Annotated in this window: 20 protein-coding genes and 4 pseudogenes; 19 read left to right on the forward strand and 5 right to left on the reverse strand. The window is 61.0% G+C overall.

All coding sequences use genetic code 11. The features are described from left to right. From XI09_RS12250 to XI09_RS12295, 10 genes and pseudogenes are all read left to right on the forward strand, one after another. Positions 1–347, forward strand: a pseudogene (locus XI09_RS12250) (hypothetical protein); the annotation flags it as partial. A gap of 46 nt (positions 348–393) precedes the next feature. Beyond that, positions 394–1,317 carry a LysR substrate-binding domain-containing protein gene (locus XI09_RS12255; protein ID WP_271567068.1) on the forward strand — a complete coding sequence of 308 codons (924 nt, stop codon included), beginning with the start codon at positions 394–396 and terminating at the stop codon, positions 1,315–1,317. 175 nt (positions 1,318–1,492) lie between these two features. After that, positions 1,493–1,780 carry a DUF3551 domain-containing protein gene (locus tag XI09_RS12260; protein ID WP_271567069.1) on the forward strand — a complete coding sequence of 96 codons (288 nt, stop codon included), beginning with the start codon at positions 1,493–1,495 and terminating at the stop codon, positions 1,778–1,780. A 320-nt stretch (positions 1,781–2,100) separates the two neighbouring features. Further along, entirely contained in the window at positions 2,101–3,099 is a 999-nt protein-coding gene (locus tag XI09_RS12265; protein WP_271567070.1) for a PAS domain-containing protein, read from the forward strand. A gap of 217 nt (positions 3,100–3,316) precedes the next feature. Next, positions 3,317–3,775 (forward strand): protoglobin domain-containing protein, encoded by a 459-nt coding sequence (locus XI09_RS12270; RefSeq protein ID WP_271567071.1) that lies wholly within the window; start codon positions 3,317–3,319, stop codon positions 3,773–3,775. A 56-nt stretch (positions 3,776–3,831) separates the two neighbouring features. Then, positions 3,832–5,193 carry a globin-coupled sensor protein gene (locus XI09_RS12275; protein ID WP_271567072.1) on the forward strand — a complete coding sequence of 454 codons (1,362 nt, stop codon included), beginning with the start codon at positions 3,832–3,834 and terminating at the stop codon, positions 5,191–5,193. Positions 5,194–5,273: 80 nt separating this feature from the next. Continuing rightward, positions 5,274–7,304: a putative bifunctional diguanylate cyclase/phosphodiesterase gene (locus tag XI09_RS12280; protein ID WP_271567073.1), complete on the forward strand. Its 2,031-nt coding sequence runs from the start codon at positions 5,274–5,276 to the stop codon at positions 7,302–7,304. Positions 7,305–7,468: 164 nt separating this feature from the next. Beyond that, positions 7,469–8,554, forward strand: a complete 1,086-nt coding sequence (locus XI09_RS12285) for a DUF2336 domain-containing protein (protein WP_271567074.1) — start codon at positions 7,469–7,471, stop codon at positions 8,552–8,554. 268 nt (positions 8,555–8,822) lie between these two features. Then, positions 8,823–8,972, forward strand: a pseudogene (locus tag XI09_RS12290) (LuxR C-terminal-related transcriptional regulator); the annotation flags it as partial. 208 nt (positions 8,973–9,180) lie between these two features. Continuing rightward, on the forward strand, positions 9,181–9,885 hold the full coding sequence (locus tag XI09_RS12295) for a TetR/AcrR family transcriptional regulator (protein WP_271567075.1): 705 nt from the start codon (positions 9,181–9,183) through the stop codon (positions 9,883–9,885). Between the two features lie 22 nt (positions 9,886–9,907). On the opposite strand, the gene XI09_RS12300 is transcribed toward XI09_RS12295, so the two are convergent. Then, positions 9,908–10,861 carry a fumarylacetoacetate hydrolase family protein gene (locus tag XI09_RS12300; RefSeq protein ID WP_271567076.1) on the reverse strand — a complete coding sequence of 318 codons (954 nt, stop codon included), beginning with the start codon at positions 10,859–10,861 and terminating at the stop codon, positions 9,908–9,910. Between the two features lie 174 nt (positions 10,862–11,035). On the opposite strand from XI09_RS12300, the gene XI09_RS12305 reads away from it, so the two are divergent. From XI09_RS12305 to XI09_RS12320, 4 genes are all read left to right on the forward strand, one after another. Further along, on the forward strand, positions 11,036–12,652 hold the full coding sequence (locus XI09_RS12305; protein WP_271567077.1) for a bifunctional 3-(3-hydroxy-phenyl)propionate/3-hydroxycinnamic acid hydroxylase: 1,617 nt from the start codon (positions 11,036–11,038) through the stop codon (positions 12,650–12,652). Between the two features lie 17 nt (positions 12,653–12,669). Beyond that, a complete protein-coding gene (locus tag XI09_RS12310; RefSeq protein WP_271567078.1) occupies positions 12,670–13,782 on the forward strand; it encodes a VOC family protein in 1,113 nt (370 codons plus the stop codon). A 52-nt stretch (positions 13,783–13,834) separates the two neighbouring features. Further along, positions 13,835–15,730 (forward strand): acyl-CoA synthetase, encoded by a 1,896-nt coding sequence (locus XI09_RS12315; RefSeq protein WP_271567079.1) that lies wholly within the window; start codon positions 13,835–13,837, stop codon positions 15,728–15,730. A gap of 72 nt (positions 15,731–15,802) precedes the next feature. Next, on the forward strand, positions 15,803–16,831 hold the full coding sequence (locus XI09_RS12320; RefSeq protein WP_271567080.1) for an alcohol dehydrogenase catalytic domain-containing protein: 1,029 nt from the start codon (positions 15,803–15,805) through the stop codon (positions 16,829–16,831). A gap of 672 nt (positions 16,832–17,503) precedes the next feature. Here XI09_RS12320 and XI09_RS12325 read toward each other — a convergent pair. Then, positions 17,504–17,902, reverse strand: a pseudogene (locus XI09_RS12325) (hypothetical protein); the annotation flags it as partial. A gap of 30 nt (positions 17,903–17,932) precedes the next feature. Next, positions 17,933–18,326: pseudogene (locus tag XI09_RS12330) on the reverse strand (hypothetical protein). Positions 18,327–18,468: 142 nt separating this feature from the next. On the opposite strand from XI09_RS12330, the gene ku reads away from it, so the two are divergent. The 3 genes from ku to XI09_RS12345 all read left to right on the forward strand — a co-directional run bounded on the left by ku (position 18,469) and on the right by XI09_RS12345 (position 21,618). Next, positions 18,469–19,395: a non-homologous end joining protein Ku gene (ku, locus tag XI09_RS12335; protein ID WP_271567081.1), complete on the forward strand. Its 927-nt coding sequence runs from the start codon at positions 18,469–18,471 to the stop codon at positions 19,393–19,395. Positions 19,396–19,476: 81 nt separating this feature from the next. Next, a complete protein-coding gene (locus XI09_RS12340) occupies positions 19,477–19,944 on the forward strand; it encodes a metallophosphoesterase family protein (RefSeq protein ID WP_271567082.1) in 468 nt (155 codons plus the stop codon). 735 nt (positions 19,945–20,679) lie between these two features. Next, positions 20,680–21,618 carry a metallophosphoesterase gene (locus XI09_RS12345; RefSeq protein WP_271567083.1) on the forward strand — a complete coding sequence of 313 codons (939 nt, stop codon included), beginning with the start codon at positions 20,680–20,682 and terminating at the stop codon, positions 21,616–21,618. Between the two features lie 8 nt (positions 21,619–21,626). On the opposite strand, the gene XI09_RS12350 is transcribed toward XI09_RS12345, so the two are convergent. Beyond that, positions 21,627–22,079 carry a CDP-archaeol synthase gene (locus XI09_RS12350; protein ID WP_271567084.1) on the reverse strand — a complete coding sequence of 151 codons (453 nt, stop codon included), beginning with the start codon at positions 22,077–22,079 and terminating at the stop codon, positions 21,627–21,629. A gap of 353 nt (positions 22,080–22,432) precedes the next feature. On the opposite strand from XI09_RS12350, the gene XI09_RS12355 reads away from it, so the two are divergent. Both XI09_RS12355 and XI09_RS12360 read left to right on the forward strand, forming a co-directional pair. Then, the gene (locus XI09_RS12355; RefSeq protein ID WP_271567085.1) at positions 22,433–23,371 is read left to right on the forward strand and encodes a metallophosphoesterase; all 939 of its coding nucleotides are present in this window, start codon (positions 22,433–22,435) and stop codon (positions 23,369–23,371) included. Positions 23,372–23,713: 342 nt separating this feature from the next. Then, the gene (locus XI09_RS12360) at positions 23,714–23,938 is read left to right on the forward strand and encodes a cytochrome P460 family protein (RefSeq protein WP_333939081.1); all 225 of its coding nucleotides are present in this window, start codon (positions 23,714–23,716) and stop codon (positions 23,936–23,938) included. A 171-nt stretch (positions 23,939–24,109) separates the two neighbouring features. On the opposite strand, the gene XI09_RS12365 is transcribed toward XI09_RS12360, so the two are convergent. Beyond that, positions 24,110–25,846 (reverse strand): adenylate/guanylate cyclase domain-containing protein, encoded by a 1,737-nt coding sequence (locus tag XI09_RS12365; protein WP_333939082.1) that lies wholly within the window; start codon positions 25,844–25,846, stop codon positions 24,110–24,112. Positions 25,847–25,982 lie beyond the last annotated feature (136 nt).

Consider the following 25,982-nt stretch of genomic DNA (forward strand, 5'->3'; position numbering starts at 1 on the left):
CTGCCGGTGCGCCACGTGCCGGCCTCGGCGGCCCGGCGCCTCGCCTCGGTGCTGGAGCTGCACCGCGCGGTGCTCTCGCGGCGGCTGGGCGTGCCGGCGCCGCTGGTCGCGGCGGACCGGCAGTGGCGAGTGCGGTTCGCGGCACATCGGTCACCTACAACCGCTTCGGAGGCTACGGCGGCTATGCCGGATCCCGATACGGTTATCGCGCTGCCTATACCGCGGGCGCCTACGCCGCAGGAGCCGCTGCCGGCTACGCTTATGGCGGCTCGCACTATGGCTATTCCTCGGACAGCGACTGCTACTACGTCTACAGGCGGTATCGGCGCGTTCTGGTTTGCGACTGATGACCGCGAGTTCGGCTAGGAACGACCACATCTCTCGAACACTCTGATGGATATCGTAAGTGCCTTGGCCTCGCTGGTCCGGGTGACGGAAACCGGCTCGTTCTCGGCAGTCGCCCGCGAGCGCGACGTCAGCAAAGCTGCCGTCGCGCGCCAGATTGCGGTTCTTGAGCAGCATTTTGGCGTGCGCCTCCTGCATCGGACGACGCGGAAGCTCAGCCTCACCGATGATGGGCAGATGCTGCTCGGTCTAGCAAGGCCCGTGCTCGACGGCATCGAAACCATGGAGGCCGCGCTCGGAAAGCAGAGCGCCTCGCCGGTCGGGCTCGTCCGGGTAGGCATGATGGTGGCCGCGAGTCACCTCCTTGCGCCGCGACTTCCGGCCCTGCTCGCCAGCCGGCCGGGGCTCAAGGTGGAGCTTGTCGTGAGCGACGCCTTCGGCGACATGATCGAGGATCGGCTTGATCTGGCGATGCGCATCGGAGAGATCACGGATGCATCGGTTATCGCGCGTCGTATTGGAACGGCTGCGCGCGTCGTTGTGGCGGCACCCAGCTACATCGACAGGCACGGCCAACCGTCCAATCCAGCCGAGCTCGGAGCCCACGCTTGCATTGTCCACGACATCGGACCGAATTCCGACATCTGGACATTTGGCGGGCGTGAGAGCCTTCAAGAGGTTCGGGTAACCGGTGGCTTCCTTGCAAATGACGGAAGTGCAGTCCATTTTGCCGCGCGCGGGGGCTACGGGATTGCCTTTCTTCCGTTGGTCCAGGTAGTCGACGATCTCCGCAGGGGCGAACTGGTTCGGGTTTTGAGCGATTATCCCTCGCCGGGAATGCCATTCAGCCTGCTTTATTCATCGCGGCGGCACCTGGCACCGCGCACGCGCGCAGTCATGGAGTTCATCATAAAGCAAGTGCGGCTAATCCGCGCCGAACTGTCCGCGTCTTCCGAAGAGGCAATCGTGTGAGCAGGCAAAGCGTGCAAGGCCGTTGTTTGCAGCGGTTTCCCACTGGGGCGAGCAGCCAATTGATTGGCTCGCATTGCGTGACAGTCTTTTGCACGTTGGCCGCCTTTTTCCGAATTTGTCGCCGCAATAGCTCTTCTTCGGTGTCAACACCGAAACAAACAGCACGGAGAGCAATATGATAAAGACTATCTCGTTCGGTACGATTGCAGCCGCGACGCTTGCCGCGGCGATTATCTGGTACGCTGCAGAACCGGCGGAAGCAAAGGACTACCAGTTCTGCCGGACGGAGCCCATGACGAGCACGCGCCTATGCAACTTCGACACCATGGAGCAGTGTGTCGCCGCGATTTCCGGCCTCAGCGGGAGCTGCACGCGCGATCCCTTTTACGCGACCGGCGGTTCGTTCGCTTACGCTCCGAAAGGCCACGGGCGTTCGCACCGGAAAGCTATCAAGCCACGCTGACGAGGAGAGTTCTGGCGCGATCCGCGCCAGAACTCTTTAACCTGTGATTCGGCGCCTTTCAGTCCGCCGTTCTATGCCGCGCCGTCCAAGGGATCGTACTGAAAATCGCGCTCTGCACTCCCTGCGACAGGCGAACCGCTCCATGATTTGCAGGCATGGCGACCCGTGGCGGATCTAAGGCTGCATTTCAACATTGAATGTAACACGGGTGAGGCTCCTGGGAGGGGGCGTCGCGATGAGACTTGCGCGGCTGCCGGAGCTTCTGGACAATGGTCTCGATGCGGTTAACTTTGCAGCAGCTGGAAAGATAAGAGCGAGAAATGTTTGACCTCTTGGAAGGGGGGACTGAGACCTTCGACGTTATCGAGCGTGAACTGCGATGCGGCTTCTGGAGGTGGAATCTGCGCACCAATGAGATGCAGTGGTCACGGGGGTATTATGATCTTCTCGGCATCGAACCGGGAAAGGTAACACCATCCTTCGCGGCTATCCTCCAGGTGACCCATCCTGACGACAGAGGGCCGCAAGCCGAGGTCGAGCGCATCATACAGAAGGCATCCACAATCCGGCGGAAATTCCGCGTCATTCGCCGGGGCGGCAATATTGTGTGGATCTACTGCCAGATCATCATTTTTGTCGATCTGGATGGTTCTTGCGAGAGAGCGCTTGGAATCTGCACGGATATCACAGGTCGCGAAGACCAGCTTAATCGGCTGCGGCTTGCGGATGAGCGGTACCGGGCCTTGATCAAGGCCACGGACGGCGTCGTCTGGGTAGCGAAGTCGGACGGCCAGATCCACGAGGTCATCAATTGCGATCACAGCGGCGAGCTTCAAGCCGCTGCACTGGGTTCCGGTTGGCAGCAGTTCATACATCCGGATGACCGGGAAAACGTCAAAAGAGTTCGCGAAGCGGCCAGCCGCGAAAAGCGGAGCTACGACGTCGTGCACAGGTTTCGCCAGGCTGATGGCGCTTTCAAATGGAAGCGCTCGACCGGTCAGCCAGTGCTTGACGACGCCGGCAATATCAAGGAATGGCTCGGGATCAGCTTTGATCTCGAGCGCGACACCGCCCAGAGCGGGACTCACCGCGTCACCGGTGCGCAAATCAGGGCCGCGCGCGGGCTATTGCGATGGTCCGTCCTGGATCTGGCGCGAGCCGCTGGGACAACGCGTTCGACCATCCGGCGCCTTGAGGAACAGGACGGCGCCTCCTCGCACTCCGACCCGGCGGTTCCGTCGATCGAAAGAGCCTTGTCAAAGGCCGGCGTCGAATTCCTGTTTCCAGCGGCAGGCAAGGGCGGCGTGCGTCCGCGCTAAAATGGCTGGTCTCTTCGGATGAAGCCGCCAGATTGGCTCGCTTTGGCCGCCTCGCTGCAATTGCGCGGCAAATTTTGTGCCGAGTTTCGAAATCTCGACTCTCTGCAATCCCAATGGCTGCATCCGACTACTCTCCACCGCCAGTTTTGCCTAACAGAAGATTAGTCGGCTCGCATTATTGTTCCGCAATCGGCTCTGGCCAATGCGAGCGGGTATCATGAAAGAGATCGTTCGATACCTCGGAATCGGCACGCGCTCCCAGCTGCTTGCGGAGCAACTGTGGCAGCATATCGAGGAGCCAAGCGGCGAAATTATCGGCGCATTCTATCGGGACACGCAACAGTCAGCAGCCGGCTCCCTGCTCGAAGGGCGGATTATCGAGCGCCTGTCGGTCGCGCAAAGAGAGCATTGGCATTCGTTGTTCAACAGCGGTTTCGACGACGCCTACCTGCGCCGCGCGGCCTTGATCGGGATCAAGCACCACGAAATGGGACTTGACCCCAAGTGGTACATCGCCGCTTACGCGCTGATGAAAGCAAGGTTCGCCGAACACTTGCTTCTGCATACGGATGTCCCGCTGCCGCTCAAGTCGGCTCTGGTGGTAACTCTTGAAAAATATGTGGCCGTCGACATGGCGCTCGCACTTTCGAGCTATTCGTCGTGGCTCGTCGACTAGGCGGTGCTAACGCAAGCGTTTTTTAAAGCCGAGCAGAATTTGAAAGGATCATAGCCATGACACTCACTTTAGTCGCGTGTTCCAGTAACGGAGACCAGGATCGTCAAGTCCGCATGCGCTTCATGGGCATCACCGCCCGAACGGGCGAGTTGCTGCGGGAGTTCTGGAGGATAGCCGAGCCCGCTGTGCCCAAGATCCTGGACGGCTTTTACCGCCACGTCACGAGCGAGCCTGGGCTTGCCAAGTTGATAGGCAATGACATTCCAAGGCTCAAAACGGCACAAGGCACGCACTGGGCGCGGTTGTTCAATGGGCGGTTCGATGATGATTACCTGGAGGGTGTTCGTACGATTGGTATGGTTCACAACCGCATAGGCCTTGAGCCGCGCTGGTATATCGGCGGGTACAATTTCGTCTTGAGCCAGCTCGTTGCGCTCGCGGTCCGCCGTTATCGCTGGAGGCCGACCCACCTGTCCGAACTGCTGACGGCCGTGAATTGCGCCGTGATGCTTGACATGGAAATCGCGATTTCCGTGTACCAGGAGGCCATGCTCGCCGAGAGGGAAAAGCGTCAGGAGAAAGTCCATGCCGCCATTCAGGATTTCGACGCTCGGATGAAGTCAGTGCTGGGGGCTGTCAGTGGATCGGCCGGTCATCTCCAAAGTGCGGCCAATGCTCTGGCCGCGAGTGCGTCGCAATCCACCCAACAGTCGAGCGCGGTTGCTGCGGCGTCGGAGGAGGCTTCCACGAACGTGCAGGCGGTCGCTGCGTCGACGGAGCAGCTCAGCTCTTCGATCCGAGAGATCGGCCGCCAGGTCTCCGAATCAACAAGAATCGTACGGACTGCCGTTGATCAGGCCACCCGGTCCGGTGATACGGTTCAGGGTCTTGCGAAGGCGGCTCAGCGCATCGGCGACGTGGTCGAATTGATCAGCACGATCGCCGGGCAAACCAACCTGCTCGCCCTCAATGCCACGATTGAGGCAGCGCGGGCCGGCGAGGCCGGGCGCGGCTTCGCCGTCGTCGCGTCTGAAGTCAAGGCGTTGGCAGAACAGACGGCCAAGGCAACCGGAGAAATTGGCGAGCAGGTCCTCTCCATCCAGAACGCGACACAGGAATCGGTCGGCTCAATCCAGAAGATCGGCGGCACGATCGGATCCGTCAACGAGATCACAACCGTCATCGCGGCGGCCGTCGAAGAGCAGGGCGTTGCCACATCCGAGATCGCACGCAACGTCCAGGAAGCCGCGCGCGGCACGCAGGCAGTGTCGAGCAACATTACCGGCGTGAGCCAAGCCGCCGCCGAGACCCGGAAGACCGCCGCAGAACTGCTGAGCGCGTCCGAACAGCTTTCCAGCCAGGCTGTGGCACTTCGCTCAGAAGTGGAAGCGTTCTTTACCGAGATCAGAGCCGCCTAATATGACGCAGCGGGGCACCATGAAAAGTTGCAACACGATCCTTGAATCGGTGGGCGATCTCGCGATCGCGAACGACTGAAATGGAAAGCGTTTTTCTCAAGGTCGGCGAGCCGCACTGTACACATGACGAGCTTCCGTCAGGCGACCCGACGGAAGTTCAGCGCAAGGTTCGAGTAGACTGGGAGCGGCTGCTCCACACGGCCATCGAGAGTAGTTCTCATGGTCTGTGCGTCTTCGATAGCCAATTTAGGCTGCTGATCTGCAACGAGCAGCACCGCTCCATGTATGCGCTAACGCCCACTCAGACGGTCGCTGGTCTCCCAGTACAAGACCTCCTGAAGAGTCGGCATGCTCGCGTGATGGGGCTATGCGTGGGCGCGCAGCCGGCCGACTATCTGTCCGCGATAAGCCGCAGAGAAGCGTTTCATGCCACGTATGAACTGCAGGGTGGCGTTTTCGTTGAGCTTGATATGCATCCGATGTCCGACGGAGGCTTTGTAGAAAGGCATCGGGACGTCACGGAGCTCCGCTTGGCCGAGATCCGCGCCGAGGCAGCCAGGCAGGAACTGATCGAAAAGCAATATGCCCTGGACCAGGCGGTGATCGTCGGGATCACGGACCTGCGCGGCACGATCACTTACGCCAATGACAGGTTTTGCGAGATCAGCGGCTATTCTCGGGAAGAGCTACTTGGGAACAATCACCGTATCCTGAAGTCCGGGATGCATTCACGAGCGTTCTTCAGACAGATGTACCGCTGTCTTGCCAAGGGCCAGGTATGGCGGGGTGAGCTGTGCAACAAGGCGAAGAGCGGAGAACTCTACTGGGTCGACACCGTGATCACGCCGCAGCTTGGTCCGGAAGGAAAGCCGGTCTCTTACATGGCCATTCGGATCGATATCACGGCTCGCAAGAAGGCCGAAGCGCAGATCTACCACGCGGCGCGGCACGATGCCTTGACTGGTCTTCCGAATCGATCAGCCCTGCTGGAAGGGCTTTCAGAACGGCTCAACCAAATCCGGATGAGCCAGCAAAAGCTGATCGTATACTTGCTCGATCTTGACGGCTTCAAATGCGTGAACGACACACTCGGACACGCCGCAGGGGACGCCCTGCTCAAGCAGCTGAGTAGCCGTCTGAAGTCGAGTGTTGCAGATGGTGATCTGATCGCTCGGCTTGGAGGTGATGAGTTCGCGATCGTGCAAGTCAGCGCTCACGACGAGCGCGAACAGGCGATACGGCTGTCCGTGGCCCTGCTCGAAATCGTGGCGAGACCGTTCTCGGTCGAGGGGCAGGACGTCTCTGTGGGGATCAGCATAGGGATGGCGATCGCTCCAACAAACGGCCTCACCACTTCCGAGCTGCTTTACCGGGCGGACCTCGCCTTGTACCGCGTCAAATCCGAGGGACGGAACGGGTTTCAGTTCTTCGAAGACGAAATGCACACGCGCGCGCAATCGCGGAATCGGCTCGTCAATGAGCTTCGTTCTTCCCTCACCCGTGGCGAGTTCGAATTGCACTACCAGCCAATCTTCGAGGCAAGAACCTTGCGGCCGCGCGGCGCTGAGGCGTTAGTGCGGTGGCGCCATCCGTCTCAGGGTTTGCTCTATCCGGATCGTTTCATCAGAGTCGCTGAGGAGGCGGGGTTGATGGAGTCGCTGGGACAATGGGTTCTGCAAAAGGCATGTGCAGACGCCGTGTCGTGGCCGGAAGAGACCAAGGTTGCGGTCAATCTGTCTCCCACGCAGTTTCGAGGTTCGACCCTCTTCGATGTCATACTCTGCGTGTTGGTCGAGACGGGGCTTTCGCCTCATCGACTTGAGCTCGAGGTTACGGAATCAATGCTTCTGCAAGACAAGGAAGAAAATCTTCTCCTGTTTCGACAGCTCAAGAATATCGGCGTATCCATTGCGCTCGATGATTTCGGTGTTGGGTATGCCTCGCTCGGTTCAGTTGTCTCATTTCCGTTCGATAAGGTGAAAATAGACCGATCATTCACGAGAGAGTTGTTGCGAAAGTCGGCGAGCAAGGCGGTCGTAGCGTCCATCATGACGCTGGCCCGCGGACTGAATGTGCAGGTCACGGCGGAGGGCGTCGAGGCCGGAGATTAGCTGGAATACTTGCGCGATCAGGGAGTCGATCTGATTCAGGGCTACTTGCTGGGCAAGCCGGTCCCATGCGGCGAGTTGTGCCTCGCGGGCGAGCCGCATTCCGGATTGCTGGAAGTCACTTGCGTTTAACTCAAACAAGCGGTGCGCCGCGAGGTCTGACGAACATGAATACGTCCCTCTCTCTGTCGGTCGAGCTGGAGGACGCCATCGCGAGCAGCGACGTCCGTCGCCGGGCGACCATGCTGAGACGGATGGCCGATCTCTTTGCTGGATCAGGAGATCTAACCCCGCAGCAGACGTCGTTGTTTGATGGAGTCATGACCCGGCTTTTGGCGGAAGTCGAATCGTCTGCCCGGGTCCAGCTTTCCGAGTATCTGGCCGAGTGCCCGCGCGAAGCTCGAAGGACGATCAGGAGCCTGGCCCTCGACGATCTTATCGAAGTAGCCCGGCCGATGTTGACGCGTTCGGAACAGCTCGAACAGCGGAGCTTGGAGGAGGCGGCAGCAACAAAGAGCCAGGCGCATCTGTTGGCGCTCTCAAGTCGGAAGACCATACCCGAACCTGTGACCGAGATTTTGGTAGACCGAGGGGACCGGGATGTCGCGCTTTGTGTCGCGGCGAATCCCGGGGCGCGCTTTTCGGCATTCGGATTTGCTTCGCTCGTGCTGCGCTCCTCCGGCGACGAAGAACTAGCCGTGGCAGTCTGGATCAGGAGTGATGTTCCTCGGCGACATCTGTTGAAGCTCTTCTCCGATGCTTCGTTGATTGTGAAGGACAGGCTTTGCAAGGAGGATCCGGCGAAAGGGAAGGTGATCGAAAAAGTGGTTACTCAGGCGGTGGACCGACTTCAGGCCCGGACACGGCAGCTCGCCCCTGAATTCGTGTCAGCCTCCATGCGCGTTAGCTTACTCGAAGAAGCTGGCAGGCTCGACGAAGACGCTTTGTGCCGGTTTGCGGGTTCGAAGCAGTTTTCTGAAACAGTGCTGGCGCTTTCTTCCATCTGCGACGTTCCTGCAGGCGTTGTCGAGAGGGCGTTGGTCGAGGACAAATCGGAACAGATACTGGTCCTAGCAAAGGCTGCCGGGCTGAATTGGGATACTACAAAGGCGCTTTTGGTCCTGAAGACTTCTCGTGAAACAAGAGACGACCTGGAAGGACTGTTCGAAACATTTCTGCGGCTCAAACCCCAAACCGCGCGCAAGGCCGTTCGGTTCTACCAGCTTCGCGAGCGTGCCCTTGCGAAGAATTGAGACCGCCACTCACCGGAGGTTCGGCCTTTGACGATGCGCGCGTTTGCCGAAGCGGCCTCCAAGTGCGGGGCACGTGGCAAGTAAGTATGGAGCTTGGAGCATACAACATGGGCACTCTTCACCTCTTACCTGCAACTCGCAAGGACGGACCCGCTCTGCGTCTCGAGGATCCATGCCAGATCACGCCAGATCTCATTCGCCATTTTGTATCCTTGCAGAACGCGGTGAGGGTGCGGCTTCCGTTGGCTGTTGGCAGATTTGAGAAGGCACTCGCGGATACTCCAACAAGCAAGGTGCCCGGTATCTGAAAATCGGCCCACGGACGTTCGAAAGCCATCGCGCGCGGCTCATCCGAAAGCTCGGTGCGCGAAACACGGCAGATCTCGTCCGCTTGGCGCTCCTGCATCACGCGGTCTAGGGCGTGCAAATCGAATGGACGCACCGGCTCTTGGTACGCACGTAAGAGCTTCAGTGTGGGCAGCCAGACTGCTTGCCGACAAGGTGCACCTCTTGCGATAGGCGCAGGCTGGATTTGCCAGGCATGCGTCCGTAATTCGAGGCGCCGTTCGCTCTAGACGTCTTGGTCAATTTGACCTAATGAGCAGTTGAACTTCGAGACGCATCGTATGGCCAATATCGATCCGGTCCGTCGTGCTGAAATCGGCCGCGAGAAGCGGGCGAGGACCCGCGCCCAACTCATTGCTGCCGCGAGTGCGCTGTTCGCTCGCCAAGCGGTGGAATCGGTCACGGTCGACGACGTGGTGCGGGAAGCGGGGGTCGCCAAGGGGACATTCTACGTTCACTTCAAGGATCTGCCTGAGCTGACGGCTGCCGTAGCTGACGAACTGGTTAAGGAGATCGACGATCTGCTGCAACCAATCCGGCTCGCCATCGATGATCCAGCGCTCCGCATTGCCTACGGCTGTAGCTGCTTCATCGATCGGGCGCTCGCCGATCCCGGTTGGGCGGGCGTGGCGGCGCGGATGGCCGCAGCTGCTGCGACTGTCGGCGAGGTCGCGCGTCGGCGTCTGCTCGAAGACATCAAGCGGAACACGAAGAGCCTGCGCCAGGGCGGCGCCATAAGCGCCGAACTCGCTCTGGAGGTCGTGGTCGGCATCATGCTGCAAGTGTTTGCCGCCATTGCCGAGGGTCGCTTGTCGTCGCGCCATCGCGAGGGTGCGATCGCGGCGATTCTCCGGGCGATCGGTCTCGACGCGCGCCAGGTAAAGTCCGTGCTGACGCGCCTTCCGGTGCAAGCGGACGCGGCGCGATCCGGCTTGCCCGGGAAGGCTGCGACGGCGCGGCGGCGCATCGTCGGCAGCGCCGTCTAGACTTGGATCCCTCGTCCGACGCTCATGGGCCGACGATCTCGGTCGCCTGTTCGCCGAGATCGACGGTGCCGTCGCGGCTGCGGATCCGTGCCGTGATCCGGTCGCCTGGCTTGAGATATTGCGGCCGACGCGCCTGTGCGTTGAGGAACAGCTTCCACAGCACGCGCTCCGGCAGCACCTGGAGCAGCCGGCGCACAGGCGGCGGCGGCACCTGCAGCGCGCAGCCGTTCGGCGTGCCGGTCAAGAGCACGTCGCCGGGAGCGATGTTCGCGAAGGTCGACAGCTCGGAGATCGTCTCGGCGGGCTTGAACACCAGGTTGGCGGTGGTGTCGCGCTGCCGCGGCGCGCCGTTGACGTCGAGCTCGAGCGCGAGGTCTTCTATACGGGGAAATTCGTCGCGCTCCAGCACCGTGAGCCACGGGCCGATCGGGCAGAAGCCGCGGTAGCTCTTGCCCTTGAAGAACTGGGTTTGCGGCAGCTGCACGTCGCGCGCACTGAGATCGTTGGCGATGGTGATTGCGAAGACGTAGTCCGGCAGCGTTTCGCGCGTTACCGTGACTGCGGACGAGATCGGTCGGCGGAATACCAACGCGAGCTCGATCTCGTAGTCCAGCAATTTCACGTGTGCAGGACGCGTCACCTTCTCGCCGCCCGAGCAGACCGAGGCATCGGCCTTGGTGAAGAACATGTTGAACAGCTTGGCGTCGGGGTCCATTCCGGATTCGACCATGTGCTGGCGGTAGTTGGCGCCCTGGCAATACAGCCGGCACGGCGTCGTTATCGGCGCCAGGATCTTCACCGAAGCGATGGCGATGCGCGCGCCGCGGCTGCAGGCCGCACGCCAATCGGCCTCGCCCTGTTCGATCAGGGCCGCCGTGGTCGGATAGTCGTCCGAGAGAGGAGCGATCTCCGCTCCCGTTACCACGCCCCAACGCGGGCCATTACCTGCTTCGAAACGCACCAGATTGGTCGCCACTCGTTCCTCCATTCCCGTTGTGTCGCCGGATCCCGGGTCGCGATTCTGCCGTACCCACAGCAGCTTGGCGCGGATTCCGGACTAGCTGCAATCTCGTATTGACGATTTAGTCGTTTTGACTATCATGTTCAAAAATATTTGTCGACCCGGTCGACGGTCAGGCGGGGAAGTCTCATGGGTGTGGAAGGCATCGCGGCGCGAGCGCCGCTTCGTGAAGTTGAGGTTGCCGTCGTCGGCGCCGGTCCGGTTGGGCTGATGGTGGCGAACCTGCTCGGCATCGCCGGGGTGCAGGTCGCGGTGCTGGAGGCCAACGAGGGGCTGCTCGGTCTGCCGCGGGCCATCGCCTACGATGCGGAAACGCTCCGCCTCTTCTCACAGATTGGGCTGCTCAACGACATCACGCCCGGACTCATCCCGAACCCCCACGTCCGCCACCTCAATGCCCGCGGGCGCGTGTTGATGCAGGCGGACCCTCCGGCATGCGGGCCGTACGGCCACTCGTCGCTGGGCACCTTCTACCAGCCGGATTTTGAGCGGGTTCTGCTCAGGGGGCTGGCCCGGTTCGACAATGTCAGGGTGCTGTTTGGGCACACCGTCACCAATCTGGTGCAGAGTCGCGACGAGGCCGTGCTGTCGATCGCAACTCGCCACGCCGCGAACACGCTGCGGGCGAAATTCGTCGTCGGCTGTGACGGCGGCACGAGTCGGGTCCGCGATCTGCTCGGCGCCAGGCTCATCGGCTCGACCTATACCCAGCGCTGGCTGGTGGTCGATGCCATCGTCAAGGGCCACAAGGTCAATGAGATCAGCTTCTACTGCGACCCGAGCCGTCCGCGCGTGGAACTGCCGGCGGTGGGCGATCGCGTGCGCTGGGAATTCATGCAGCTTCCGGGCGAGACGGAGGAGCAGTTGAAGAACGACGGGCGGATCATGGCGCTCATCGCCGAGAATACGCGCTATCGCGAGGTTCGGATCGAACGCAAGGCGGCGTACACCTTCCACGCAAGAGTCGCCGACCGCTGGCGCAACAACCGCGGATTTCTCGCTGGCGACGCAGCGCACCTGATGCCGCCATTCGCCGGCCAGGGCATGAACGGCGGCATGAAGGACGCGGTCAATCTCGCCTGGAAGTTGGCGTCCGTGCTCAGGGGGCTCGCTGCGGAGACGATCCTCGACAGCTACGAGCTCGAACGCGCGCCGGTGGTGCGCAAGATGGTCGAGGTGTCGCGCCGGCTCGGGTCGGTGATCATGCCAACCAGCCGCGGTGCTGCCGCGCTGCGCGACGCGGTCTTCGCCTGCCTGAACATGTCGCGTGCCTTCCGCGACTTCATCGGCCGCGGCGGGGTGGTGCCGCCGCCGGCGATCGGGCGCAGCGCGTTGACCGGCGTGGGGGGCGATGCCCTGATCGGCCAGATGCTGCCGCAGCCCAGCGTCAAGACGCCGGACGGCTCTTTCCCCCTCGATACGTTTCAGGCGTGCCATCAGTGGCAGGTGCTCGGCATCGGGGTCGATCCGGCGACGATGCTTTCCGCGCGTGACCTCGGCATCCTCGATGCGCTCGATGCCCACTTCGTCTGCGTCAACGGCGGCAGCGAGAGACCGCGGACGCTCGGACTGCGGTGTGACGATCCCACTTTCGATGCCTGGGTGAAGCGCCACGCGGTGCGCGCGGTACTGGTACGCCCCGACCGTTTCATCGCCGACCGGCTCGATCCGCATGGACGCGATCTGCCGGTTCTCACCCCGTTCGATCGGGCGCGCGGCGTCACCGCGCCGCCGATCGCGGCCTGAGTTCGAGGAGGACCCACATGTCTACCAACCTGTTGCTCAAGAGCGGTCCCGGCAGCATCGAGCTGCCGCGCAGCGCCTCGCCCGTCGTGAAGGCGAACCAGCTCCTGTACGCGCACTTCGAGCGCCCCGATCTCGAAACAGCGGAGCGCTACCTCATCGATTTCGGCCTTGAGCGTGCCGCGCGGACCGAGAGTGAACTGTTCATGCGGGGAACCGGGCCGACGCCGTATGTCTACCGTGCCACTCGGGGGCGCAACGCCCGCTTCCTCGGGATCGGGCTCTCGGTCCCGAAGGCCGAGGATCTCGAGGCGCTGGCCCGAAAGCTCGGCAGCCGCGTCGAGCGGGCCGACGGACCGGGCGGCGGCTCGGTCGTGCACCTGCGCGATCCGGAAGGCGTCGCGGTGCACGTTCACCACGGCTTCATCCCGAGCGAGCCGCTGCCGGTCCGCCCGCAGATCCTGCACAACGCGCCGAGCCAGACCGTGCGCGTCAACGACACCCAGCGGCCGAAGCTCGAGCCGCCTCAGGTCACCAAGCTCGGCCATCTCGTGCTGGAGACGCCCGATTTCAACCGCAGTGTGCGCTGGTATATGGACACGTTCGGCTTCATCCCGTCGGACGTGATGTGTCTCGCCGACGGCACGCCGGTGGGCTCGTTCACCCGGCTCGATCGCGGCAACGAGCCGACCGATCACCACACGATCTTCGTTGCCATGGGAATGGAGTCGAACGTCGACCATGTTGCGTTCGAGGTCGTGGATCTCGACGCAGTGGAGATGGGCCAGCAGGTGCTGATGGCCAAGCGCTATCGCCATGCTTGGGGCGTCGGTCGCCATCTGCTCGGCAGTCAGATCTTCGACTATTGGCGCGACCCCTGGGGCCAGAAGCACGAGCACTACGCCGATGGCGACCTGTTCGACGCGGCACAGCCGGCAGGCTATCACCTGATGGACCGTGGCGGCCTCTACCAGTGGGGGCCGGACCTGCCCGACGACTTTATCGACACCCGCATGACACCGGGACGGCTCTGGCGGGTGCTGAAGCTCGCGATCAAGGACAAGGCGCGGGTGAAGCTGCTGGTGGCGCTCAAGAACAGCATGGCGAACCCGGGTCGCCATTGGCAGCGCTAAGTGCAGCTTGCCCTTCCGCAATTTCATCACGACTACACGCGAAAGGCGTCCGATGGCGGTGCGAAATCTTGGCGATATTCAGAGGATCGAGGCGGAGCCTCTTGCCTCACGAGGCTTGCCGCGGACGACCTATGATGTGTTCACGGCGAGCGCGAAACGCTGGCCCGATCGGAGGGCGCTGTCGTTCTTCCTGACCGCGGACACCTATCAGCGCGCCTCGACATGGACCTATGCGGAGCTCCTGGCGGAGATCACCCGCGCCGCGAACGCGCTTCACGCTTTCGGCGTCAGCGCTGACCATCCGGTCGCTTATGTGCTGCCGAACCTTCCCGAAGCCCACTTCACGATCTGGGGCGGGGAGGCGGCCGGGGTGGTGCTCGCGGTCAATCCGCTGCTCGAGCCCGATCTGATCGTGGAGATCCTTCGCGCGGCCAAAGTGCGGGTGCTGGTGACGCTCGCGCCGTCTCCCGGCGCCGAGCTTTGGGGCAAGCTTGCGCCGCACCTTTCGGCGCTCGCGGAGCTTCGTGTGGTCGCACTGGTCGACGTCATGACTTACCTTGGCGGCGCCGGGGGGACGGTGGTCGCGGCAGCAGCGGCCTCCGTGCCTGACGCCAAATTCGAGGTCGTGGATTTCCACACGGCAATGCAGGGCCAGCCGGCCGATCGCCTGGTCGCGCCGCGGACGATCACGGAGCATTCGGTCTCGTCTTACTTCTGCACCGGTGGCACGACAGGCGCGCCGAAAATCGCGGTGCGCACGCATGGCAACGAGATCTTCGATGCCTGGGCCGCAGCGCAAGTGTTTGGAGAGCGCGAGGAGCCGCGGACCTATTTGTGCGGTCTCCCGCTTTTTCACGTCAACGCGCAGCTCGCCACCGGCCTGTTGCCGTGGATGCACGGCCACCACGTGCTGCTCGCCACCCCCGAAGGCTATCGCGGCAAGAACCTGATCGCGCGTTTCTGGGAGATCGCGGCGCACTACCACATTGCAACATTCTCCGGTGTGCCGACGATCTATGCCGCCCTGCTGGAGGCGCCGATCGGGGACAACGACATCTCGAGCCTCGAATACGCGATCTGCGGCGCGGCGCCGATGCCGGCCAGGTTGATCGAGGCGTTCGAAGCGAAGACGGGCCTCAAGATCGTCGAGGGCTATGGGCTGACCGAGGGCACTTGCGTCTCCTCTCTCAATCCGCCGGAGGGCAAACGCCACGCCGGGTCGATCGGCTTGCGCCTGCCATACCAGCAGATGCGCGTCGTCATCCTCGATGACGCCGGGCGCTTCCTGCGTATGGCGGACATCGACGAGGTCGGAACAATCGCCATCACCGGGCCCAACGTGTTCGCGGGTTATCTCGATCCGCAGCAGAGCAAGGATATTTGGATCAACATCGAGGGAGCACGTTGGCTCAACACCGGCGATCTCGGGCGACAGGATGATCATGACTATTTCTGGCTGGCCGGACGGCGCAAGGAACTGATCATCAGGGGAGGGCACAACATCGATCCGAAGCTGATCGAAGATGCGCTGTGCAAACATCCGGCAGTGGCGATGGCGGCGGCCGTCGGCAGCCCCGACGCCTATGCCGGCGAGGTCCCCGTCGCCTATGTGCAGCCCAAACCTGGCATTGCCGTTAGCGATCACGAGCTGATGAACTTCGCTGAGACCCATATTCCGGAGCGGGCGGCGATCCCCAAACATGTGAGGATCATGCCGTCGCTGCCGGTGACCGGGATCGGCAAGATCTTCAAGCCTGCCCTGCAACAACGCGAGATCGAGACGGTGGTCCGGGCCCAGGCAGCAAAGGCGGGCGCGATCGTCGACGAGCTTTGGTTCGAACGAGATCCCCGCTTCGGACAGGTCGTTCGAGTTCGTGCCAGCGCCGGCGCGGCATCGCTGCGGGCGGCGCTGGAGCGTTATGCGTTCAGATCCGACGTGCTGGATTAAGCGCGTGGCCCGCAATTATCACGAACTGATCGGACGGTTGTGGCATCCACGAACTTGGGGACGAGCGGCAAGATGGTGACGAATACGACAGGTGGCGCCCTGATCTGCCTCGGGTCAGATGGTGGTTTCGAGATCCGACAGGTTCCCCGGCGAAAGCCGGCAGCTGGCGAGATCGAGGTCGCCGTTGCGGCGGCGGCGGTCAATCCCATCGATGTGCGGCGCGCGCAAGGTTATGGCCGGCGATTGCTATCGCTTGTCGGGGCAGGTCGGTTTCCCATGGTGCTGGGTAATGATTTCGCTGGTACCGTGACGGCGCTCGGTGACAATGTCGATGAGTTCAGGATCGGCGACAGCGTTTACGGTGTAAAGCCGCCTTCCGCCCAGGGCACCCACGCCAACCACGCACTGGCCAAGGCCGCTCATGTGCTGCCCGCTCCCGTGGGCCAGGATCTTCAGGCTCTCGCGGCACTCCCCTATAGCTTCGTGACGATGTGGCTTGCCGTGCGCGGCGCCGGGTTGACACGGCAGAATGCCAGCGGAAAGCGCGTGCTCGTCCATGGCGCGGCTGGCGGCCTCGGAATACTCGCACTGCAGATGCTGTCCAGATGGGGCGCCCAGGCGACGGCGATCGCGCGGCCGCCGGATTTCGCGGCCTGCCGCCAGGCGGGGGCGGCTGAGGTGCTCGACGGCAATATCAAGCCATTCGCGTCGCTGTCGCGCGCGTTCGATGCGACGCTCAATTTCGCTGCCTGGGAGGATGATCTCTCATTGCTCGGTTGTCTCCGCAGCGGCACGCTCGGCCATGCCACCACGGTGCACCCGCTGCTCGCGAATTTCGACGAACTCGGCTGGCTGCGTGGCGCCCTGAAGACGTTCTCCGACAAACGGCGTCACCGGGCTGCCTTGCCGAAGGGTACGCAAAACTACGCCTGGACCGTCTTTCGGCCCGACGCAGCCGCGCTGCAGGAGCTGCGCCAGTCGGTCGAGCAGCAGTGCGATGGTCTTTCCATTGGCCTGCGAACGCCGCTGGCCGGTGCGGCCCAGGCCTTCGATCATGTCAGAAACCGGCAGCGCGGGCGCGCGCTGATCGTGCCGGAGTGATTGACTGCGATTCGCGTTCACTTTCACAGGCGGTCCTCTGAAGGAGGAATGGTTCGGGTGCGCCGCGCGCAAGTCGGCGGTCATGTACACCGCCGGACCATGGGAGCGGCTAGTCCTATAGCTCGCGGGAGATCCGATGATTGATGGCCATGCGGAACTTATCACTGCGGTTCGGCGTGGAATTGGTGGTATCTCGGGCGAAGGCAGCAGACGCGCTCGAGAACGATCACGGTTCCCTCTGAGCCAGCTTCCGAGGCGTCCTTCGTCCTTACCTCAATAGCTCTTGTATCAAGAAAGCCTGGCGACGTGCTCAACCAGCAGGGGCCGACCACGGCTGCGTGGATCAACGCATGGAACCGCTGAAACTATGGAACGAAGGCCCATTCCCATCATCGCGACTCGCAAAATGTCATGGAAATGAAAGGGTTGGAAAATTCGGGCCTCGCAAACTGCTTTCTGGGGCGCTGGAATTGTCCTGAAAATAACTTCCTCCGTTGACGGCGTCCATTTTCGCTTCAGGCGTGTACCAAAGGCCGTGTGTGTCGAGGGCGCTACCACGACACGAAACTTGGGCCCGCCTGTAACGGTATCCGTTACGTAACGCCACGCAGGTCGAATGAGGAGGATCGGAAGGACGAAGTTGGGTGCTACACTGTTTCGGATCTCGCGGTTAGCTGAAGGCCGGCGACCCGCCTTGCTACATTTGCTGCAGCGGAGGCGGCTCGCCAAGTCATGGACGAATGTGGTCGGTGGATGGCGCAGCGCCGCTAGGTCGACGTCTCGCCGGGTCTTGCACCGTGCGCATTCGATCTCAAGCCAGGCGTAACCGCCGTTGATGGCCTGATCGACGGTCGGCGATGGGTCGATCGGTCCTCCGTCGGCCCACATCCTTTCGTTCCAGGATTCGCAGAGCAGCTTGTCGGCCTGCCGGATGAGAGCCTCGCCCTTGGCGCGGGCTTCGGCAGATTGGCCGGCGAGAATCGTCGTCATGGTGCGCGCTCTCCCCAATTCCTTGGTGAGCGCCTTGCGGTCACCGCCGCTGAGCGGCGTCGGGTGATGCTTCGGTGCCATGGCAGCATCCAGTTCTGGCCGCGCCGGCGACTACTCGAACGCAGGCCAGCAGCCGTCTTCCTCGTGGCGCCCGGTCCGCTGCGTGCAGGTACTGTCCAAGAGTCGCCGCCCGACATCCTTCCAGAGCGCCTCCCGACCATAGAGGCGGATGGCATCGACCTTCTGAATCTCGACGACCCTGGTGCAGCGCCGGCACCCCACCCTCAGAATGTTGAGGAATCTGGCTCAGCCGCAGCGCCCCTCCAGATGGGCCCGACCTGCTCTCCGCGCGAGGGTCGTCCAAGAGCGTCTGCCAGTATTCAGGCGGAAGATCAGCTTCCGGAGCCAATCCGGGCTTCGGAGGCACGTTTCTGCCGACGAGAGCGGCCATCTTATCCATCTCCTTCGGGTTCGGCATGCGCCAGCTCGCGGGTCGGTCCGTCATGCCTCAATAGAACGTAACAGGAACAAAAGAGTCGATAGCCGGCGTGAAAAATATCCTCTTGTGGGCCCGTCCATGCTGTCGGAACCCATGCCCTCCCGTTCGTCTTGAATCCGAGCCGTCCCGAACTGGAGTTCTGCGTAACATGGCCCCGAGAGCCAACTGGAAAGGCTTCTTGCGTCTGTCGCTCGTCACCTGTCCGGTGGCTCTCTACCCGGCGACATCGGAATCCGAAAAGATCTCGTTCAATCAGCTCAATCGAGCGACCGGTCACCGGATCAAGTACGTGAAGGTCGACGCCGATACCGGTGACGAGGTCGCGAACGAGGACATCGTCAAGGGCTACGAGCTCGACAAAGGGCAGTACATCGAGGTCACCAAGGAGGAGCTCGAGGAGCTGGCGCTGGAGTCGACGCGGACCATCGAGATCGACGAGTTCGTCGACAAGGCCGACATCGACCCGCGCTATCTGATCCGTCCGTACTACCTGCGTCCCGACGGCAAGGTCGGTCACGACGCCTTCGCGGTGATCAGGGAGACCATCCGGGAGATGGACACGGTGGCGATCGGCCGCGTGGTTCTCACCAACCGCGAGCACATTATCGCGCTCGAGCCGTTGGAGAAGGGTCTCGTCGGTACGCTGCTGCGCTACCCCTATGAGGTCCGCTCCGAGCAGGAGTATTTCGACGAGATCCAGGACGTCAAAGTCACCAAGGACATGCTCGACCTCGCAAGGCACATCGTCAACCAGAAGACGGGCACGTTCGACCCCGAGAAGTTCGAGGATCACTTCGAGACCGCGCTGGTCGACCTGATCAACCAGAAGCGCGCAGGCAAGACCATCCGCCCGAAGGAGAGGCCCAAAGGTGAAAACGTGGTCGATCTGATGGAGGCGCTGCGGCAGAGCGTCGGTCGGGAGGCTGTACCGGCGAAGGCAGCAAAGCCCGCCAAGAAGCCGCGCAAGGTGGCAGCGGGCCAGAAAGAGATGTTGATGCCAATCCAAGGCAAGAAGCCGGTGAAGGAAGCAGCGGCGAAGAAGCCCGTGACGAGCCAGCGGCGGAAGTCGGCTTAGGCGGACGATGTCCGGGGCTCCTGCGGTGCATCAGGCAGCCGCGGCCCAACGCGCGATACAGTGCTTCAACCGGACGCTTCGATGACCTTCACGATCGGCATCATCTCGGATACGCACGGCCTGCTCAGGCCAGAGGCTCTTCGCATGCTGGCTCATGTCGACCACATCATTCACGGCGGCGACATCGGCGATCCCGAGATCATCACCGCGCTGCGGAGAATTGCCCCCGTCACGGCGATCAGAGGGAACGTGGACACGGGCGAGTGGGCCACCGAATTTGCCGGGACCGAGTTCGTGCGGCTCGCCGGACGGCTGTTCTACGTTCTGCACGACCTCAACACCCTGCGGGTCGATCCCGTAGCTGAGGGCATCGATGTCATTGTTTCGGGCCACTCCCACGTGCCGAAGATCAATACCGTCGACGGCGTACTCTACCTGAATCCCGGCAGTGCTGGGCGCCGACGCTTCAAGCTACCGATCACGCTTGCGCGCCTCGAAATCACGCCCGACGGTCTGAAACCGATCATCCACGATCTTGAAGTTGGATAGGCCGCGCCGCCGCACGTCCAGTCAGGCGAAACTTTCGGTGCCGTTTCGGCCGCCTGCTCGCAGACAACCCATTCACCCTCTGCGCGTCGCCCAGGTATGTCGCGCGCTTTGGAGAGCCCACCACGCTCGGTGACTTGGTGGGGCACCCGTGCATCAAGCTTCATGCGACGGATACTTGGCCATGCTCACGGTCGTCTTTGTCCCGTTGTGGGTCCAGTTCTTCCATAACAACGCATACGCGAATGCTGCTCGTCAAAAATGCTTGGCAGCAAGAAGCCCGAGCAGAACTGTGCCCGAGACCGCGGATACTGCGACCATATTAATCAGGTTTCGCGTGGCCACCGATAGCACCGATGCCGCGGAGGATGGCAACGAGTGCGCTTTTAATTTCTTGCGTTTTGACGTTTGTGGCGTTGTTTTTGTAGGCATTGCATTCCCGAGAGGCGGGCCAGGCCGCCATGCGGCCTGACCCTGACGCTTCCCTGTTGGGATTTGTCCCCGATCTGCAGCCACCATTGCATGCTCGCGGACGAGAAAGCTTAAGGGATCTCGTAAACCAAAGCGGACCGGAGCTGATGGTTTATGAATTCGCGATGTCTATTGCGCGGAAAGGAGAGCCAGGCTTTTGCCATCTCGGTGACTATATCAACCGAGGCCTGCTCAAGGCAGCGTGCAACAGTGCGCCGGTACCGCGAGTCTATGGAAGGTCGAGCCGATTTCGGAGGAAGTTGTTCCATGGACAAAGATATCTTGCGCAAATTGGAGGAGCGTCTCGGACCGCTCCATGCGAGACAGCGATTGGGTATCGAGACGGACCACGAGGCACAAATCTTCGGCCGGGGCCTCCTCTCCTTTCACATAAGGAACTGGTATCCAGTCCATTCTGTCATTCGAAATGCGCTTAAGCTGACCGGTCTCTACTGGCGCGGACACCGAAATACAGGAAGCATTCTCGTCAAGCGCAATGATGTTATGTTCAAGGAGTTGCCACCGCTTTTCGACGGCTTCACCATACTCCACCTTAGCGACATGCATGTGGACATGAATGAAGCTGCCATGCAGCGCCTGATCGAACTCGTCGGCGACATGCGCTACGATCTATGTGTTCTAACCGGCGACTATCGGGGGAAGAACTTTGGACCGTTCGAGGCAACCTTGAACGGCGTCGCACGAGTGCGAGCTCATCTAAAGGAGCCCGTTTATGGAGTTCTGGGCGACCACGATACCATCCAAATGGTTCCGGGGCTGGAAGCCATGGGAATACGTATGCTGCTCAACGAGAGTGAGGCGATTGTGCGCGGCGATCAGCAAATCTATCTAGCCGGAATCGATGATGCCCACTGCTTCAAGGCCGACGATATCGAAAAGGCTGCGTTGCAGATCCCGTATGGCGAGTTCTCCATTTTATTGTCACACACACCGGAGATCTATCGTCAGGCGGCTCATGCCGACTTTAATTTGTTGCTGAGCGGGCATACGCACGGTGGGCAGATCTGTCTGCCAGGATCTATTCCGATCATACTTGACGCAGTCTTGCCTCGACGGATGGGGGCAGGAGCTTGGCAGTATCACGACATGACTGGCTACACCTCTGTGGGTGCTGGATCGAGCGTCGTTCCTGTTCGTCTCAACTGTCCACCAGAAATCACCCTGCACTGCCTTCGTTCGGGCTAACGTGCGGGCTAATATGGTTCGTCGCGCAGGTGGGCTCGGAATAGAAAACGAGACAGAATTAGCGCGCCAATAAGAAAGATCCAGACGCCAAGCGCTATGTCTGCGACCGTCAATGAAAGCGCGTCGCGGCATGCCAGCATCGGAAATAGGGATTCGGGGATCTGATCGAGCCCGAGTGCCTGGCTGCTCGGCTGATAGTTTAGGCGGCGCTTCACGAAACTGGAGAACAAATCGCCCGCCATAGCCGCGCCCGCTACGATTGCACCGATCGTCAGATCCAGACCGATAAGCGGGGCGCTTGCTGTCGTGATGAGGACTGAAATCAAAATACCGCGGATGGTTTTCGATGGCCCAAACAACGGCCTCCCATCAAAAAATACGGTGCCGGCATCCAGCGGAAAGGAAAAACGTGGGCCAAAAATCTTCTTTGCAACGATCGGTGTGCCGTTCGCCAACGTCATTAAAACCAATAATTGCAGAATATGCAGAAATTGCGTTTCTTCAGCTTAACTTATAGATGCATCCGACGTTAGTTCGATCTTCATTGACTATTGTGGGTGCCTTTCCGTGGAACGTCTTGCGCCGGTCATCCAAGGCCCCCGGTCGAGCCTCATCCATTAACCTGAAGTCCCGCCGCTGTCGCTGCTCGGCCGCGCCGACGTGATCGAATAGCGATGCAGTTTGCTGCAGTGCACGAGCCAAATGACCCAACGCGACATGCAGTGGAAGCGTGGGAATTAGCCACTGTCGGGATGACCTTGGCCTCATGAGAATACGCTATATCTACCCTAAGGCCGTTCAAAAGGACTAGCTGGTGGACGAAGACATTCTGCGCAAACTCGAGATCCGTCTCGGGCCGCTCCATGCCCGGCAGCGATTGGGGATTGAGAGAGATCACGAAGCTCAGGTATTTGGCCAGGGCCTCACATTCTTTCACCTTGAAAACTCATCTTGGGCCGAGTGGATCATTCGAAATGTTCTGAAGGCAACAGGGCTCTACTGGCGTGCACGACAGAACGCAGAACGCATTCTCGTCAAACGAAACGAAATGAGGTTTAAGACATTACCGCCCCTCTTTGAGGGCTTCACCATTCTCCACATTAGCGACCTTCATGTGGATATGAATGAAGTTGCCATGAACAGGCTCATCGAGCTGGTTGGCAGCATGCAGTACGATGTGTGCGTCCTAACTGGCGATTATCGGGGGCGGACTGTTGGGCCGTTCCAGCCCGCGCTGGATGGTGTCGCGCGAGTGGCAACTCATCTGAAAAAGCCAATCTATGCGGTGCTCGGCAACCACGATACGATTCAAATGGTCCCCGGGCTCGAAGCTATGGGCATTCGCGTGCTGCTCAATGAATGCGAAACAATCGTTCGCAAGGACCAACGGATCTATCTGGCGGGAATCGACGACGCACATTTCTTCAGAGTGGACAACATTGAAAAGGCCGCTCTCTCGATACCCCGCGGTGAGTTCTCGATCTTGTTGTCTCACACACCGGAGGTCTATCGTCAGGCTGCGCATGCCGACTTTGATCTGATGCTGAGCGGACACACCCACGGCGGTCAGATTTGTCTCCCCGGATCCATTCCCATCAAGCTCGAGGCGGTGCTGCCAAGACGGATGGGGGCTGGGCCTTGGCAGTACAGAGGTATGACCGGCTATACTTCCGTTGGTGCGGGCTCGAGCGTCGTTCCCGTGCGCCTCAATTGCCCGCCGGAAATTACTTTGCACAATTTACGCCGCGGCTGACGCTGACCTAATACGATTCATCACGTACATGAGCCTGGAACAAAAGTCGGGAGGGAAGTAGCTCGCCGACGAAAAACACCCCAACACCGGAGGCAGCTCTCGGTAACCGAGACTTCCTTCTAAACCGACCCTATGGCACCGGTGACGGGGAGAATGGCAGCGTGCTGCCCGACATTTCGTTTCGAAGTCTTTCCTGCTTTCCCACGCTGACGCCGTTTTCGAAACGAAGCGATCGAACAAGTCATAGGCCGATGTGAGGTTGGAACCTGTGAACAGCTCCTCCACGGCACGAAAGTGCGATGAACGGGGGCGCTGTCATTCAACTCGCAATCTGCCCAATGCATGAGCCAGCTTGATCCTGGTTTCATGGTGAAGGACAGCAAGAGGTTCGCGGACAGCGGCGGATGGGGATGGGCCGAATTCAACCATGACGCCGCGTCCGGTACGTTTACGCCCGCCACCGCGGCGAACAATCCGCCGCAGGAAAACGACGCGAAGTGCGGCTTCTCGTGCCACTCGGTGGTGCAGAACCGCGACTACGTTTCCTCGGACTACGGAAAGAGGTGAGGATCGGATAGTGTTGACGGAGGGTCGTAACGACTGCGCCGAATAATGGCGCATGTCCGCACCTGGCCCATCTCGACAAATATGGGAGGTCTTGCTGAGGTCTCCTATCGAAGGCAGAGCCGACTTGATTTGCTCACCGCAAGTATTACGGCTCGTGACCCCGAGCGGACTTCAGCCGTTCGGCAGCGCCGCGTTCCGCATCCCTTCATAGATGCGTTCCCGGCCAGCAAGGTAAATCGGATTGTCGCTTGCCGCACCAAGGCGGTAGTTGCGGATCGTAAATTTCGGTTCCAGCCCCATTGCCGTCCGCGCCACCGTTTGCGCCTCTTCAACCTCGCCGCTAAGGGCCAACGCGGCGGCCAGATGGAAATGTGCGATTGAATAATTTCGGTTTGCTTCAACGCAACGGCGAAACCAGTTGACCGCGGCAACGTCCTTACCAAGCAGTACTTCGGCGACGCCCGCATTGTTCCACCACCGGAACGCAAGGATGTCGCGTGGAGAGAGCCGCTCCGCCTCTTTGACATGAAGCACGCATTGGTCGGCGTAGCCAAGCAGTTGCTTGCCATAAGCGATTATGCCCCAAGCGTTGGCAAGATTTCGATCTAGGGCAAGGGCCCGCTCGCATTGAGCAAGACCGGCTTCCACGCGCCGGGTTGATATCTGGACAAGCCCGAGAAACGTATGGGCCGATGCATTGTTTGGCGCGAGGGCCAGTACCTTTGCCAAAAGGGGTTCGGCCGCGGCAAAATGCGTCCATCGGTCTTCGTCAATAAAGGTAGCGCCCAGTGCGGCTTCTGTACGACCCATGCCAAGCAATGCCTCGACGCAGTTTGGATCAACGGCCAGGGCTCTCTCAAAAAAGTCTCGCGCCCGGGACATGTTCTCGCGGCTGGGGCCCTTGTAAATCCAAGCCATCCCCTGGAAGCACAACTCGATGACATTCGGATTGAGGACGCGTTCTGCTCGCTTCGCCTCAGCCAAGACGAGTTCCGCGTTCAGCTCGTTCGCGAGCCGTGAGACGATTTCGTCCTGCATGTCGAAGAGATCGGCCACTGGCTTGTCAAAGCGCTCCGCCCACAAATGGTTGCCGGTCTCGGCGTCAATCAGCTGCACGTTGACGCGCAGCCGGTTGCCGCCACGTTGCACAGAGCCTTCAAGTACATAACGGACGTTCAGTTCGCGGCCGACCTTTTTCACATCAACCGCCTTGTTCTTGAATGTGAAGGCTGTATTGCGTGCAATCACGAACGAGCCGCTGATGCGCGATAAGTCTGTAGTCAGGCTCTCGGTCACGCCATCCACGAAATAGTCCTGCTTCGGGTCGCCGCCCATGTTGGTAAACGGCAGAACCACGATGGAGAGGGTCGATGGAGAGTTTTGCATCGCCGCACCGGCGCTGCGCGCAGAGCCGGGTTCGGTTCCAACCACCGAGTAAGCCCGAACCGGACGAGCGATGTTCTTCAAATTCTGCTCGCCAAGGTCGGTAACCTCGATCGGTAGCTTGCCGCGAACCTGATCATAGGCGGAAGACGAGATGCAGATGCCGCCCGGCTCGGCGATCCCCTCGAGCCGGGCCGCGATGTTGACGCCATCGCCGAAGATATCGTGCGCCTCTACGATCACGTCGCCGATGTTGATGCCGACACGGAATATAAGGCGGCGATCTGCGGCCTCACCGGCGGTGAGATTTCGAATGCTGTCCTGAAAATGTCGGGCCGCTCGCACCGCTTCGACCGCGCTAGGGAACTCGGCCAGAAACCCGTCGCCCGTGTGCTTGACCACGCGGCCGCCGTATTCAGCAATGGCTGGCTCGACAATGTCCGCGAGAAGAGCGGTCAGACGCGTATGCGTGCCCTCTTCGTCGTCATGCATGAGCCGAGAATAGCCGGCGACGTCGGCGGCCATTATCGCCGCCAACCTGCGCCCGACCCGCCCTGATCGCTCCTGCGCCATGGCCGCTCCAAACCGACTACCTAGTGTAGAACGGATCAGCCGGCCCTGCCAGACGTGCCTTGTTGAGTTCCTAGGCTCATGTCTGGTG

This window comes from Bradyrhizobium sp. CCBAU 11386 (assembly GCF_028128955.1).
Lineage (GTDB): Bacteria > Pseudomonadota > Alphaproteobacteria > Rhizobiales > Xanthobacteraceae > Bradyrhizobium.

What these genes read in the sequence shown, in the direction of transcription:
- XI09_RS12255 (WP_271567068.1), top strand. Translation starts at nt 394, where the DNA reads ATGGATATCGTAAGTGCCTTGGCCTCGCTGGTCCGGGTGACGGAAACC.
- XI09_RS12260 (WP_271567069.1), top strand. Translation starts at nt 1,493, where the DNA reads ATGATAAAGACTATCTCGTTCGGTACGATTGCAGCCGCGACGCTTGCC.
- XI09_RS12265 (WP_271567070.1), top strand. Translation starts at nt 2,101, where the DNA reads ATGTTTGACCTCTTGGAAGGGGGGACTGAGACCTTCGACGTTATCGAG.
- XI09_RS12270 (WP_271567071.1), top strand. Translation starts at nt 3,317, where the DNA reads ATGAAAGAGATCGTTCGATACCTCGGAATCGGCACGCGCTCCCAGCTG.
- XI09_RS12275 (WP_271567072.1), top strand. Translation starts at nt 3,832, where the DNA reads ATGACACTCACTTTAGTCGCGTGTTCCAGTAACGGAGACCAGGATCGT.
- XI09_RS12280 (WP_271567073.1), top strand. Translation starts at nt 5,274, where the DNA reads ATGGAAAGCGTTTTTCTCAAGGTCGGCGAGCCGCACTGTACACATGAC.
- XI09_RS12285 (WP_271567074.1), top strand. Translation starts at nt 7,469, where the DNA reads ATGAATACGTCCCTCTCTCTGTCGGTCGAGCTGGAGGACGCCATCGCG.
- XI09_RS12295 (WP_271567075.1), top strand. Translation starts at nt 9,181, where the DNA reads ATGGCCAATATCGATCCGGTCCGTCGTGCTGAAATCGGCCGCGAGAAG.
- XI09_RS12305 (WP_271567077.1), top strand. Translation starts at nt 11,036, where the DNA reads ATGGGTGTGGAAGGCATCGCGGCGCGAGCGCCGCTTCGTGAAGTTGAG.
- XI09_RS12310 (WP_271567078.1), top strand. Translation starts at nt 12,670, where the DNA reads ATGTCTACCAACCTGTTGCTCAAGAGCGGTCCCGGCAGCATCGAGCTG.
- XI09_RS12315 (WP_271567079.1), top strand. Translation starts at nt 13,835, where the DNA reads ATGGCGGTGCGAAATCTTGGCGATATTCAGAGGATCGAGGCGGAGCCT.
- XI09_RS12320 (WP_271567080.1), top strand. Translation starts at nt 15,803, where the DNA reads ATGGTGACGAATACGACAGGTGGCGCCCTGATCTGCCTCGGGTCAGAT.
- ku (WP_271567081.1), top strand. Translation starts at nt 18,469, where the DNA reads ATGGCCCCGAGAGCCAACTGGAAAGGCTTCTTGCGTCTGTCGCTCGTC.
- XI09_RS12340 (WP_271567082.1), top strand. Translation starts at nt 19,477, where the DNA reads ATGACCTTCACGATCGGCATCATCTCGGATACGCACGGCCTGCTCAGG.
- XI09_RS12345 (WP_271567083.1), top strand. Translation starts at nt 20,680, where the DNA reads ATGGACAAAGATATCTTGCGCAAATTGGAGGAGCGTCTCGGACCGCTC.
- XI09_RS12350 (WP_271567084.1), bottom strand. Translation starts at nt 22,079, where the DNA reads ATGACGTTGGCGAACGGCACACCGATCGTTGCAAAGAAGATTTTTGGC.
- XI09_RS12360 (WP_333939081.1), top strand. Translation starts at nt 23,714, where the DNA reads ATGAGCCAGCTTGATCCTGGTTTCATGGTGAAGGACAGCAAGAGGTTC.
- XI09_RS12365 (WP_333939082.1), bottom strand. Translation starts at nt 25,846, where the DNA reads ATGGCCGCCGACGTCGCCGGCTATTCTCGGCTCATGCATGACGACGAA.